Annotated in this window: 10 protein-coding genes; 8 read left to right on the forward strand and 2 right to left on the reverse strand. The window is 43.1% G+C overall.

The window, feature by feature from the left end:
* Positions 1-495 precede the first annotated feature (495 nt).
* Together H0U71_03395 and gltA are read right to left on the reverse strand one after the other, a co-directional pair.
* Positions 496-2,079 carry an APC family permease gene (locus H0U71_03395; GenBank protein ID MBA2654097.1) on the reverse strand — a complete coding sequence of 528 codons (1,584 nt, stop codon included), beginning with the start codon at positions 2,077-2,079 and terminating at the stop codon, positions 496-498.
* 123 nt (positions 2,080-2,202) lie between these two features.
* On the reverse strand, positions 2,203-3,489 hold the full coding sequence (gene gltA, locus H0U71_03400) for a citrate (Si)-synthase (GenBank protein ID MBA2654098.1): 1,287 nt from the start codon (positions 3,487-3,489) through the stop codon (positions 2,203-2,205).
* Positions 3,490-3,712: 223 nt separating this feature from the next.
* On the opposite strand from gltA, the gene sdhC reads away from it, so the two are divergent.
* From sdhC to sucD, 8 genes are all read left to right on the forward strand, one after another.
* The gene (gene sdhC, locus H0U71_03405; protein MBA2654099.1) at positions 3,713-4,087 is read left to right on the forward strand and encodes a succinate dehydrogenase, cytochrome b556 subunit; all 375 of its coding nucleotides are present in this window, start codon (positions 3,713-3,715) and stop codon (positions 4,085-4,087) included.
* Positions 4,081-4,428, forward strand: coding sequence for a succinate dehydrogenase, hydrophobic membrane anchor protein (gene sdhD / locus H0U71_03410; GenBank protein MBA2654100.1), 348 nt, complete (start codon positions 4,081-4,083; stop codon positions 4,426-4,428). Before sdhC ends, sdhD begins: the two co-directional genes overlap by 7 nt.
* A gap of 4 nt (positions 4,429-4,432) precedes the next feature.
* A complete protein-coding gene (sdhA, locus tag H0U71_03415) occupies positions 4,433-6,196 on the forward strand; it encodes a succinate dehydrogenase flavoprotein subunit (protein ID MBA2654101.1) in 1,764 nt (587 codons plus the stop codon).
* On the forward strand, positions 6,196-6,894 hold the full coding sequence (locus H0U71_03420; GenBank protein MBA2654102.1) for a succinate dehydrogenase iron-sulfur subunit: 699 nt from the start codon (positions 6,196-6,198) through the stop codon (positions 6,892-6,894). The genes sdhA and H0U71_03420 overlap by 1 nt, the downstream gene beginning before the upstream one ends.
* 28 nt (positions 6,895-6,922) lie before the next feature.
* Complete coding sequence (locus tag H0U71_03425) at positions 6,923-9,727, forward strand: 2-oxoglutarate dehydrogenase E1 component (protein MBA2654103.1); 2,805 nt, start codon at positions 6,923-6,925, stop codon at positions 9,725-9,727.
* A gap of 35 nt (positions 9,728-9,762) precedes the next feature.
* The gene (gene odhB, locus H0U71_03430; GenBank protein MBA2654104.1) at positions 9,763-10,959 is read left to right on the forward strand and encodes a 2-oxoglutarate dehydrogenase complex dihydrolipoyllysine-residue succinyltransferase; all 1,197 of its coding nucleotides are present in this window, start codon (positions 9,763-9,765) and stop codon (positions 10,957-10,959) included.
* 125 nt (positions 10,960-11,084) lie between these two features.
* Positions 11,085-12,266, forward strand: a complete 1,182-nt coding sequence (gene sucC / locus H0U71_03435) for an ADP-forming succinate--CoA ligase subunit beta (protein ID MBA2654105.1) — start codon at positions 11,085-11,087, stop codon at positions 12,264-12,266.
* Entirely contained in the window at positions 12,263-13,138 is an 876-nt protein-coding gene (sucD, locus tag H0U71_03440) for a succinate--CoA ligase subunit alpha (protein ID MBA2654106.1), read from the forward strand. The genes sucC and sucD overlap by 4 nt, the downstream gene beginning before the upstream one ends.
* Positions 13,139-13,510 lie beyond the last annotated feature (372 nt).

The following is a 13,510-nucleotide window of genomic DNA, read 5'->3' on the forward strand; positions in this document are numbered from 1 at the left end:
CATGGCAACCGCATCAAAAACCCCCTTGACAAACATTTGAGGCTTGAATTTCCCTGGATTTCGCTACGCTACATCCAGGCTACTTTGAGGGTGTTGTAGCCTGGATGTAGCGTAGCGAAATCCAGGGTTTATTCAGTTTGATGCGGTTGCCATGCATCAGTGTAGATCAAAGTCAGATGCTGGATCCCGCGATCAAGTCGCGGGACGAGGGGACGACGGGCTGCAGGGACGGAGCGCGGCTCATGGCTATGTGGGCGGGCTGATGCCTATAGCTGATAAGTATGGGTATGGCAGGCTGATAACTAGATGTGGAGGCTGATGGCAATATCGAAACCTGCATCCGCATTTCTCCCTCTCCCGCGTAAATTACTATTTTAATTGTGTGAGCCTTTCGCGGGAGAGGGCTGGGGTGAGGGCCTTTTCCCTTTAACACAGCGTCACTCCAATAAGATAAGGACAATAAAGGGCTCTCAAAATCGCTCGCATTACAGACTATTAAGCAGCGAACTCTTCCGTTTTGTAAATAGCATACTGATCGTGCACTAAACCAATGCGGGTTTTAACGGCTAAGTACAATATTACGATACTAAACAGCGCAATCACTAAAAAATCCCATCCGAAAGAAATAATATTCTTGCCACCAAATGAGCCCAAGTATGAGATTACAAAAAGTCCGCTAAAATAAGGGGCAATCCACAGTATTGCTTTCAGGCCCGTGTTTGTAGCGCTAATATTGCCACGTAGATAGGCGCCTACAAATAAAAGCAGCCCCATGCCAATGGCAATTTCAAATTTCCAGATAGTCTCCCATCCAGTCCAATAACTGATGAGGTTACAGAAATAAAAGGCAATAAAACATAAGAGCTGGGCGGCGGGTAAACGAAAGCCTCTTTTTTCATTGGGTAATTGTAAGCGTAAACACAAAAGAGAAATGGGTCCCATCGCATAGGAGATCACCATCGCAGAGACCAAGAAACTCACCATGGCTTGCCAGCCCGGTAAGGGTAAAAATAAAAACATTCCAATCAAGAAATTGAGGGAAATGGCAAAAACAGGAAAGTGTTGCTTGTTTAACCGAGAAAAAATACTGGGAAAGTAACCATTTTTACTCATGGCATATAATATTCTTGCAGTAGACGTCACATAAATGAGTCCGGCGCCGAGTGGCGATACAACGGCATCGATATACAGCAGCTTTAAAATCCAAACCAGCCCCAGTCCCGCTGCGATACCTGCATACGGCCCTACATCTCCCGTGAAACTCAAATTGTTCCAACCAGCGGCTAAACTTGAATGGGGAATGGCGCCGATAAAGGCAATTTGTAAGCCAATATACAACAACAAGCAAATAACGATTGACCCAACAATAGCGAGGGGGATTGCTAAACGTGAATTTTTAGTTTCACCGGCGAGTTCGACACCATGTTTAAAACCAGTAAAAGCAAAGGCCACTCCGCCTGCTGCTACTGCAGTCATAATATCATGCCAGTGTGCGCTAAATGATTGAGTATCGATCGCGTAGAAATGTGGAATTTGAAACCTTGTTTTAATAAAAAACAAAATAGTAAGGATGATGACCAGCACTTTGAAGCCGAATAAGATGAGATTAAATCTGACCAATCCTTTGAAGCTTGCAATATTAACCACGCAGAGTAAAAGCATAATTAGGGCGGCCCATAACATTCCCATGGGGGTCAGAACAGGTGCATTGTTACTCATATGTACCAAGAAACCAAAATAGGTTGAAGCGTACTGTAAGACCGCCTGCACTTCAATGGGGGCCATAGTCAGGGCTGAAATCCATGTAATCCAGCTCATTATGAAACTGGTTAAGATACCGTGACTGAGTTGGGGGAATCGCGAGCTGCCACCCGCTATGGGCAAAAAAACAGAAAGTTCCGCAAAAGTTAGTGCGATCAAAATAGTGACTAATCCGCCAATTATCCATGCATAGATGGCATAAGGGCCTGCCAGTTTTGCTGCATAGAAAGGGGCGAAGAGCCAGGCAGAACCAATCATGCCGTTGATGCTAATCAGTAATAAGTGAAAAGGCGAAAATCGTCGATGGAGTTGGTCCATATGGTTTCCTTGATTCACATCTAGAGGTAAAACAGAGTCAGGATGTAACGAGCAGAATTCGGATTTTACCGAATTACTTTCGTCGCATCCGGACTACAAATTCCCTATTGTCGTAGCGTATGTTCAACGATGCTTCACTTCGGGAACATCTCGGCGAGTAGGACCCGTATAGAGTTGACGGGGGCGGCAGAGCCGTCGCTTTGGGTCACTTATCATTTCATTCCAATGGGAGATCCAGCCAACCGTCCTTGCAATAGCAAAAATTACGGTAAACATATTGGCAGGAATTCCAAGGGCACTGAGTGTAATGCCTGAGTAAAAATCCACGTTGGGATAAAGTTTTTTCTCAATAAAATAGTCGTCTTCCAAAGCGATTTTTTCTAATTTCAAGGCTAATTTGAAAATAGGATTATCGTGACCGCCCACTTCTTTTAAGACTTCATGGCAGGTTTCTCGCATGACTTTTGCCCGAGGGTCGTAATTTTTATATACCCGGTGGCCAAATCCCATTAAGCGAAATGGATCATCTTTATCCTTGGCGCGCTTGATATACTCTCCAATGCGAGCTTCACTGCCAATTTCACGTAACATATTAAGTGCGGCTTCATTAGCCCCCCCATGCGCAGGCCCCCATAAAGCGGCAATTCCTGCGGAAATACACGCAAATGGATTCGCGCCGGTTGAACCCGCCATTCTGACCGTAGAAGTTGAGGCATTTTGTTCGTGATCGGCGTGTAGAATTAAGATTCTATCCATTGCTCGCACTAAAACAGGGCTCGGTTCATATATTTCAGAGGGGGTGCCAAACATCATATGTAAAAAGTTTTCTGAGTACTTCATTTTATTTTGGGGATACATATAAGGTTGGCCGATAGAATATTTATGGCACATAGCAGCGATAGTGGGCATTTTTGAGATCACGCGGTTAGCCGAAACCACGCGATGTTCTGGATTATTAATGTCTAGAGAATCGTGATAGAAGGCGGATAATGCACCCACAACTCCCACCATAATGGCCATAGGATGCGCGTCACGCCGAAAACCATTCAAAAAGTTATACAGCTGCTCATGCACCATCGTATGGTAACAAATGTTATATTCAAACGATTGCTTCTGATCTGCGTCAGGCAATTCACCATTTAATAATAAATAGCAGACTTCCATATAATTGCATTTTTCAGCGAGTTGTTCGATCGGATAGCCACGATAGAGAAGTATCCCTTTATCACCATCAATAAAGGTAATTTTGGATTCGCAGGCGGCCGTTGACATAAATCCGGGGTCGTAGGTGAAGATATCTTCTTTACCCACCTGATTAATATCGATTACTTCCGGCCCAAGGGTGCCGCTATAGATAGGGAGGTCTAAATCTTTGTCTTCAAAGGTCAGTTTTGCTACTTTCTGCGCCATTATGCCACCCTCATTCTTTTTATAAGATTGGATCCAAGAACTATAGCTAAATAAGAGGAAGGTTGTCAAAAGATGCACACGGTAGGAGCGGAATTAGTGCGTTATTTCTTCAGAATGATTCGATAGTAAAGAAATCCTTTTAATTCGATAAAAGATTGTGTTAAAAATGTTTTTTAATTTTTCAGGTAATTATTCAGTTTTTATATGAATGAGGAACCTCACCGTGAAAGACAAACGACCAGTCTACTTGGACGTAACTAAGTATAAATTTCCCAACACTGCGATAGTCTCTATTCTCCATCGTATTTCTGGAGTTATTCTATTCTTATACATTCCTTTCTTAATCTGGGCCTTGGATACGTCATTATCCTCTGGAGAGCACTTTCAACAGCTGCTCTATAATTTTGATTGGCCTGTAACCAAATTTTTCTTGTGGGTCTTGTTAGCATCACTCATCTTTCATCTTGTCGCAGGTGTTCGACATCTTTTTATGGACATGGGCATCGGTGAAACACATCGTGGAGGTCGGTTAGGCGCCAACTTAGTCTTCATCATTTCACTCGTGTTAATATTAGTGGCGGGGATTTGGTTATGGTAGATAGTATACTGAGTTTAAGTACGCGCGGCCTGCGTGACTGGTTAATCCAACGGGTAACTGCATTAATTATTGGGTTATATGCAATTTTTATCATTGGCTTCATAATCCTTCACCCCCAAATGCAGTTTGATGAGTGGCAATCCTTGTTCTCATTCAACATAACGAAGATTTTTAGTTTATTAGTTCTTTTTAGTATTATTTTACACGCCTGGATAGGTATGTGGACCGTATTTACGGATTACATCACGTCATGGCGTTGGCGTTTATTTTTAGAAATTTTAGTCGCCATATTATTTTTTGGCTTACTCGCCTGGGGCGCAGTTGTTTTGTGGGGATTTTGATTAAATGAAAATAACTCAGCAAGTTTTTGATGCAATTATTGTAGGCGCTGGGGGCGCGGGTATGCGCGCTTCGTTACAGTTGGCGCAATCTGGTTTAAAAGTTGCCCTTATCTCCAAAGTATTTCCAACTCGTTCTCATACCGTTTCTGCTCAAGGAGGCATTAATGCTGCACTGGGTAACACAGACGGCATAGATGATTGGCGCTGGCACATGTACGACACCATTTTGGGTTCTGATTTTCTAGGGGATCAAGACGCTATCGAATATATGTGCAAACATGCCCCTGCAACCGTCTATGAATTAGAGCATATGGGATTACCTTTTTCCCGCAATGATCAAGGCAAAATTTATCAAAGAGCATTTGGGGGTCAGACCCTCAATTTTGGTCAAGAACAAGCGCATCGTACGTGTGCCGCAGCGGATCGTACCGGGCATGCAATGCTCCATACCCTTTATCAAAAAAATCTTGAAGCAAAAACCAACGTGTACAGCGAATGGTATGCCGTAGATTTAGTAAAATCTAAAACGGGCGGTGTGGCAGGTGTCATTGCATTATGCATAGAAACGGGCGAGGTGGTGTTTTTGCAATCACGTGCAACCGTATTGGCGACCGGCGGGGCGGGTAGAATCTTTGCAACCACAACGAATGCCTATACGAATACGGGCGATGGTTTAGGCATGGCGCTTCGTGCAGGATTTCCAGTGGAAGATATGGAAATGTGGCAGTTTCACCCCACAGGAATTGCGGGCGTCGGTGTATTGATTACCGAAGGCGCGCGTGGCGAGGGCGGCTACCTATTAAATAAAAATGGTGAACGTTATATGGAGCGTTATGCTCCACATCTCAAAGATCTCGCTTGCCGAGACGTGGTTTCTCGTTCATCCATGATAGAAATCAGAGAAGGCAGGGGTGCAGGGTCGCAAGGCGATTACGTCATGTTAAAGCTGGATCACTTAGGAGATGATATTTTAAAAACACGTCTACCGGGTATCACAGAGCTGGCACGTACTTTTGCAGGGGTTGATATTCGAAAAGATCCTATTCCAGTAGTACCCACCTGTCATTATATGATGGGCGGTATTCCTACCAACATTTATGGTCAGGCGTTGACAGTGGATGCAACGGGGGCAGATAAACTCGTTGAGGGGCTTTTTGCGGCGGGTGAATGTGCGTGCGTTTCGGTGCATGGCGCAAATCGTTTAGGTGCAAACTCATTATTAGATATTGTTGTTTTTGGTCGAGCGGTGGGGCTTCACTTAGAATCTATCATCAAAGATGGCTATGAAATGCCTTCTGTTAGCGAAGATGATATCGATGCTGCCTTGATGCGTTTAAATAGACTAAACGAAACGAAGCAAGGGGAGTCTGTTCCAAACGTACGGGCTGAGATGCAAAAAGTGATGCAAGAAGATTTTGGGGTATTTCGTACAGGTGAACACATGCAGCAGGGGCTTAAACGTCTTGATGCTATTGAAGCACAATCACATCACACTGTCTTAGGTGATCACAGTCAGGTATTTAATACAGCAAGAATTGAGGCACTTGAATTAGACAATTTAATGGCCGTTGCTAAAGCCTCTGCCGTGTTGGCTGAAAATCGTAAAGAGAGTAGAGGGGCACACTCGCGTTTGGATTATCCACAAAGAAATGATACTGATTGGTTAAAGCATTCTTTATATTTTGCTGATGGTCGTATTGCTTATCGTGCCGTCAACATGCGTCCACACGAGGTTGAGCCATTCCCACTTCAAGAGAGAGAACAATGATGAAATTCAGTATTTATCGTTTTAATCCGGAGAGTGATAAAGAGCCCTATATGCAGGACTATGAACTTGACCCTGTAAAAATAAAGGGAAAAATGATTCTCCATGCACTCGAAGCATTAAAAGAACAAGATCCCACCTTAGGATTTCGTCGTTCATGTGGTGAAGGCGTTTGTGGTTCTGATGGCATGAACATCAATGGCAAAAATCATTTAGCGTGTATGACTTCGTTAACGCATTTGCCAGACCATATTACCTTAAGACCGCTCCCAGGTTTTCCCGTTATTCGCGACTTAATCGTCGATATGACCCAATTTTTTGAGCAATATGGTAAGGCATCTCCCTTCTTAATGAATGACAAAGATCATCCCACCAAGGAGCGAATACAAACGCCTGAACAGCGTGCTAAATTGGATGGATTATACGAATGTATTTTATGCGCTTGTTGTTCAAGCTCGTGTCCTTCGTATTGGTGGAACCCAGATAAATTTTTGGGACCCGCGGCGTTACTTTGGGCTTATCGGTTTATCGCAGATAGTCGAGATACCCAAACTAATGAGCGGTTGGACGCTTTGCAAGATGCATTCAGCTTATTCCGTTGTCGCACGATCATGAATTGCGTTGATGTCTGTCCTAAAGGACTTAATCCTGCTAAGGCTATCGGGCACATTCGACGTGATATGTTAGAGAGAGCTGTTTAGTAATTTTTCGTAGTAAAGGGCATAAATAATGCAAGACAATAGTATGAAATCGCTTCTGGCGACTTCTTATTTATCAGGGGGTAACGCCTCTTATATTGAAGAGTTATACGAGATTTATCTTAAGAATCCGGACGGTGTTCCTCAAGAGTGGCAGAATTTTTTTGAATCATTGCCCAATGTTTCTAATATGGGTACCACTGATGTATCGCATGCCGATATTAAAGATTATTTTTTACAGTTAGCGAAGCAGCCGCGTGCATTTCATGTTCCTATCACCGCGGATGCATTGAAAGAACGCAAGCAAATTCAAGTCGAAAAACTCATAGAAAATTATCGTCGTTTTGGCCATTTAGCCGCAAAAATTGACCCTTTAGGTTTTCAACGGCCCGAAGTCAGTGAGTTACAGCTCAATAAATATAATTTAAGTGAAGCTGACTATAAGGAAACTTTTGCTGCAGAAGGATTAATGGGCAAATCCCAGGCCACACTCAAAGATATCTATACTAAATTACGTAATGTTTACACCGAAACGATTGGTGCTGAATATATGTATATTAGCAACCAAGAAGAAGTTCGTTGGTTACAACATTATCTAGAACAAAAAAAATCCTCTGTAATTGCTGCAGAAGATAAACCTGAAATATTAAAACTTTTAACGGCAGCCGACGGACTCGAGCGTTATTTAGGCAACAGATTTGTCGGGCAAAAGCGTTTTTCATTAGAAGGCGGAGATGCTTTTGTACCCTTGTTACATGAAATCATTAATCGATCAGGCAGTGAAGGTGTAAAAGAAGTTGTTATTGGGATGGCGCATCGTGGCCGATTGAATGTGCTTGTAAACGTTATGGGTCAATCCCCAGAAGAACTTTTTCAAGAGTTTGAAGGCAGAAAAGATTACGGCTTGACCTCAGGAGATGTGAAATATCATTTAGGATTTTCTTCTGATGTGGCCACAGTCGGTGGGCCAGTGCATCTGTCGCTGGCTTTCAATCCTTCGCATTTAGAAGTTATCTCTTCTGTCGTAATGGGCTCAGTGCGCGCCAGGCAAGACCGGTATGAGGATGCACACCGCAATCAAATCACTGCCATCCAAGTGCATGGTGATGCGGCTTTTGCGGGTCAAGGTATTGTGATGGAAACACTCAATATGTCCCAAACGAATGCTTATTCCGTAGGGGGCGCCATCCATATTGTGATTAACAATCAAGTGGGTTTCACTACCAGCAATCCAAAAGACGCACGCTCTTCTTTGTATTGCACAGATGTGGCTAAAATGATTGAAGCGCCTGTGTTTCATGTGAATGGTGACGACCCTGAAGCGGTGGTATTTCTAGGGCAGCTCGCGACTGATTATCGGAAAAAATTTGGTAAAGATATCGTTATTGATTTAGTTTGTTATCGTCTCCATGGTCATAATGAGGCAGATGAACCTTCCGCTACGCAGCCAATTATGTATCAAAAAATACGCACTATGGATTCTCCTCGAGAAATTTATGCGCAAAAGTTAATTAAGGAAGGGATTGTTACGGAAGCTCAATCAAAAAATTTGGTTGATGAATACCGTGAAGCGTTAGATCAAGGCAAACAAATTATTGTCAATACGGTCCAAAACTCCCAGCGTAAATCGCAAAATTGGTCTCAATTTATTGGTCAAGAAACGAATGTGGTTGTTGATACCAGCGTTAGTAAAGAGACGTTAAAGAAACTGGGGAAAAAGCTCGAAGAATATCCTAAGAATTTTGAATTGCAGCGCCAAGTGGGAAACATGATGGAAGCGCGTGCTCAAATGACCGAGGGTAAGGTGCCCCTTGATTGGGGATACGCAGAGACGATGGCGTATGCAACGCTGTTAGATGAGGGTTATCCCATCCGCATTACCGGACAAGATTGCCGCCGTGGTACCTTTGGTCACCGACATGCGGTGCTCTATGATCAAAAAACAGGCGAGTCCTACTTTCCTCTAGCCCATCTGAGCAAGGATCAACCTTTTTTCCATATTTATGATTCATTATTATCGGAACAAGCTGTAGTGGGATTCGAGTATGGCTATGCCAAAACTCAGCCCAACACCTTTACCGCCTGGGAAGCGCAGTTTGGCGATTTTGCGAATGGTGCTCAGGTTGTTATAGATCAATTTATTAGTTCTGGTTGGCAGAAATGGAAGCAACTCAGCGGCCTTGTTATGCTATTACCGCATGGTTATGAAGGCATGGGTCCAGAGCATTCCTCAGCACGACTAGAGCGCTATTTGCAACTTTGTGCACAACACAATATACAGGTCTGTGCACCGACTACTCCTGCTCAAATCTTTCATTTATTAAGACGTCAAATGGTAAGACCTTTGAGGTTACCTCTTATTATCATGACGCCAAAGAGCTTGCTCCGCCATAAGTTGGCGGTATCAACACTGGATGATTTAGCAAAAGGTAAATTTCAATTAATCATTCCTGAGATAGATGCTATTAAAGCAGACAAAGTGCGAAAAATAGTCCTATGCAGTGGCAAAGTTTATTACGATTTACTGATCAAACGCCGCGAAGAAAATATCGAGGACATTGCCATCATTCGCATTGAGCAACTTTATCCTTTCCCGTACGATGAATTAGAAATGGAATTGGAAAAATACAAGAAAACCAAGGAAGTTGTGTGGTGCCAAGAAGAGCCTAAAAATCAAGGTGCATGGTTCATCATCCGAGATAGGATTCTGGGCTGTCTCAAGAAGGGACAAGACCTTGTTTATGCAGGACGCCCTCCTTCAGCTGCCCCTGCTGCAGGCTATCCAGCCTTACACAAAAAACAGCAGACAGAATTAGTTAATGATGCTTTGAAGTAATAATAATTTAAAAACCTCAACAAAAAGGAACAGCGATGTCAATCGAAGTAAAGGTACCCATGTTACCTGAATCTGTAGCCGATGCTACCGTTGCTAAATGGTATAAAAAACCTGGTGATACCGTTAAACGTGATGAAAATCTGGTCGATCTTGAAACTGATAAGGTAATGTTAGAAGTACCCGCTCCTGAGGATGGGATATTAAAAGAAATTACCAAGCCCGAGGGTTCCATTGTCAAAGCCGATGAGTTGCTCGCAATACTCTCTAAAAATGGCGGCGGGGCGCAAGCTGATGAAAAAACGCAGCCCGAGCCAGCTAAAGAAGCGAAGCCCGATTCTAAGAAAACGGCGGCCAGTGAAGACTTAAGTCCTGCGGTAAGAAGATTAGTCTCTGAACATAATCTTTCAATTGCCGACGTTAAAGGTTCGGGGAAAGAAGGTCGTATTGTCAAAGAAGATGTACTCGAGCATATTAAAAATAAAGATGAAAAGAAGCCACAGGCAAGCGCAGCGATGCCGTTGCCAACAGGTGATCGACCCGAGAAGCGAGTTCCCATGTCGCGTTTGCGCGCTAAAATAGCGGAACGTTTAGTAGAAGCGCAACATACTGCTGCTATGTTAACTACCTTTAATGAAATTAATATGCAGCCCGTTATGGAGATAAGAGCAAAATATAAAGATCAGTTCGAAAAAACCCATAAAGTGCGCTTAGGATTTATGTCGTTTTTTGTTAAAGCCGCTGTTGAGGCGCTCAAGCGGTTTCCTGCTGTTAATGCTTCTATTGATGGTCAGGATATTGTATACCATGGCTATTACGATATCGGCATCGCAGTTTCGTCTCCTCGCGGTTTAGTGGTTCCCGTATTACGTAATGTCGATATGATGAGCATGGCTCAAATCGAAGCGACTATTACAGATTATGCTAACAAAGCTAAAGAGGGCAAATTAACGCTGGAAGAGATGACAGGTGGCACATTCACCATCACTAATGGCGGTATATTTGGATCGCTCATGTCGACCCCTATTATCAATCCTCCCCAAAGTGGTATTTTGGGAATGCATAATATCGTACAACGCCCTGTGGTTGAAAATGAACAGATCGTCATTAGACCGATGATGTATGTTGCACTTTCTTATGATCATCGCATAATTGATGGTCGGGAATCAGTTAGTTTCCTCGTGACGATAAAACAACTCCTCGAAGATCCCTCACGTATTTTGTTGGAATTGTAGACATCTCAGGCTATGTACAGTCATTCTGGTAGGACGTCGGAATTTAAAACACAGAGATAGTGAAAATTTGGGTGGCCAGGTTAATAACCTGGCCAATTATTTTTTTGTAATTTTGGAATTTTGTTATGAATTTACATGAATATCAGGCAAAGAAATTGTTTGCGAAATATGGATTACCTGTGCCCATGTGCGAAGTGGTACGCAGTCCCGAAGAAGGTGTTGATGCAGCCAATAAGATTGGTGGCGATCGATGGGTCGTCAAAGCCCAAGTCCATGCAGGAGGTCGCGGTAAGGCAGGGGGCGTGCGTCTTGTTTCAGGTAAGGACGAACTCAAGAAAACCATCAAAGATATGATTGGTACCAGGTTAGTCACCTATCAAACAGGACCAGAAGGTCAGCCTGTACATCAAGTATTAGTTGAGGAACTCAGCAATATTGGCAAAGAACTTTACATTGGGGCGGTGGTTGATCGTGCATTGCGTCGTGTTGTTTTTATGGCCTCTACCGAAGGCGGCGTAGAGATTGAAAAAGTAGCTGAAAAAACGCCTGAAAAAATCGTCCATTTAAGTATCGACCCCTTAGTAGGAATCATGCCCTACCAATGTCGGGAATTAGGTTTTGCGTTAGAGCTGAAATCAGAACAAATTAAGCAGCTTACCCAGCTTTTGATGGGGCTTTATAAAATGTTTGTTGATTGCGATTTAAGCCTAGTTGAAGTTAATCCATTAGTAATCACTAAGGAAGGGAACTTAGTGTGTCTAGATGGAAAGGTTAATGCAGACGATAACGCACTTTATCGCCAGCCAGAATTACGTGACATGCGCGATACTTCTCAAGAAGATGAGCGTGAAACACGAGCACAACAATGGGAACTTAATTATATCGCATTAGATGGTGATATTGGTTGTATGGTCAATGGAGCAGGACTTGCCATGGCGACAATGGACCTTATCAAATTAAATGGTGGTGAACCTGCAAACTTTTTAGATGTGGGCGGTGGTGCTACTAAAGAGCGTGTAACTGAAGCGTTCAAAATTATATTGTCTGATAAAAAAGTAAAAGCAGTGTTAGTTAATATTTTTGGTGGTATTGTGCGCTGCGATTTAATTGCAGATGGAATTATTAGTGCTGTTGCTGAAGTTGGTATTGAGGTTCCTGTGGTTGTCCGTCTCGAAGGAAATAATGCTGAATTAGGAGCAAGAAAACTCGAAGAAAGTGGGCTAAACATTATTGCTGCAAAAAGTTTTACCGATGCCGCACAAAAAGTAGTCAAAGTTGTCAATACAACCGAAGGGGCACCCGTATGAGTATATTAATTGATAAAAATACCAAAGTAATATGCCAAGGTTTTACAGGAAAACAAGGTACATTCCATTCTCAGCAAGCTATTGAATATGGCACAAAAATGGTGGGGGGAGTGACGCCAGGAAAGGGTGGTGGAGAGCATTTAGGTTTACCCGTTTTCAATACTGTCCGTGATGCAGTGAAAGCCACCCAAGCCGACGCAACAGTTATTTATGTTCCAGCTGCCTTTTGTAAAGATTCCATTGTGGAAGCAGCGGATGCTGGAATAAAACTAATTATTTGTATTACTGAAGGCATTCCGGTACTGGATATGCTTGAAGCTAAAATCTACACAGATGAAAAAGGCGTTAGATTAATCGGTCCAAACTGCCCTGGGGTCATCACCCCTGGCCAGTGTAAGATTGGTATTATGCCAGGTCACATTCATATGCCTGGAAAAGTAGGTATCGTTTCTCGTTCTGGTACATTAACTTACGAGGCAGTTAAACAAACGACAGACCTAGGCTTTGGGCAAAGTACCTGCGTTGGAATTGGTGGCGACCCTATTCCTGGCACTAATTTCATAGATGTTTTAGCACTTTTCCAAGAAGATCCACAAACACAAGCCATTATTATGGTAGGTGAAATTGGGGGAACTGCGGAAGAAGAAGCGGCTGAGTTCATCAAAAACAATGTCACTAAACCTCTTGTTTCTTATATCGCAGGCGTTACAGCACCTCCTGGTAAGCGGATGGGACATGCGGGCGCAATTATTTCTGGCGGTAAAGGCACTGCAGCTGAAAAATTCCAAGCATTACAGGATGCAGGCGTGCACATCGTGAAATCACCTGCTGAAATTGGCCAAGGGATTGCGGATATCACTGGCTGGAATTAATTTCATTCATTTTCGTAACCTGGATGTCGCATCCCGGCATCCAGGTGTTTCTTATGGCATCGCACTGAATTTTCCTTGAAAGTTTCGCTGATTGTAATATCACATAAAATAATGTGGAAACCTGTAGCAGTATTTCATCTCCGCATAAATCACTTATTTTAATTCTCCTAAGCTTGAGGGTCGAGATGAAGCATTTATCGAACCATGCCCCGCATTTCTCCCTCTCCCGCGTAAATTACTTATTTAATTGGTCCGACCCGGTCACATCGGTAATGAAAGTGACCGGACACATAGGTAACAGTAACATACTCCTAGTTAACAAAAATTGGGGAACTAGGATGCCATGGATAGAGACTGAACCTATGAATGAAA

It is taken from the genome of Gammaproteobacteria bacterium (assembly GCA_013697705.1).
Classification (GTDB): Bacteria; Pseudomonadota; Gammaproteobacteria; order UBA6002; family UBA6002; genus UBA6002.

Bases quoted from the DNA above. Each gene is read 5' to 3' on its own strand.
- H0U71_03425 (MBA2654103.1), top strand. From the start codon at position 6,923: ATGCAAGACAATAGTATGAAATCGCTTCTGGCGACTTCTTATTTATCA.
- sdhA (MBA2654101.1), top strand. From the start codon at position 4,433: ATGAAAATAACTCAGCAAGTTTTTGATGCAATTATTGTAGGCGCTGGG.
- sucC (MBA2654105.1), top strand. From the start codon at position 11,085: ATGAATTTACATGAATATCAGGCAAAGAAATTGTTTGCGAAATATGGA.
- H0U71_03420 (MBA2654102.1), top strand. From the start codon at position 6,196: ATGAAATTCAGTATTTATCGTTTTAATCCGGAGAGTGATAAAGAGCCC.
- sucD (MBA2654106.1), top strand. From the start codon at position 12,263: ATGAGTATATTAATTGATAAAAATACCAAAGTAATATGCCAAGGTTTT.
- gltA (MBA2654098.1), bottom strand. From the start codon at position 3,489: ATGGCGCAGAAAGTAGCAAAACTGACCTTTGAAGACAAAGATTTAGAC.
- odhB (MBA2654104.1), top strand. From the start codon at position 9,763: ATGTCAATCGAAGTAAAGGTACCCATGTTACCTGAATCTGTAGCCGAT.
- sdhD (MBA2654100.1), top strand. From the start codon at position 4,081: ATGGTAGATAGTATACTGAGTTTAAGTACGCGCGGCCTGCGTGACTGG.
- H0U71_03395 (MBA2654097.1), bottom strand. From the start codon at position 2,079: ATGGACCAACTCCATCGACGATTTTCGCCTTTTCACTTATTACTGATT.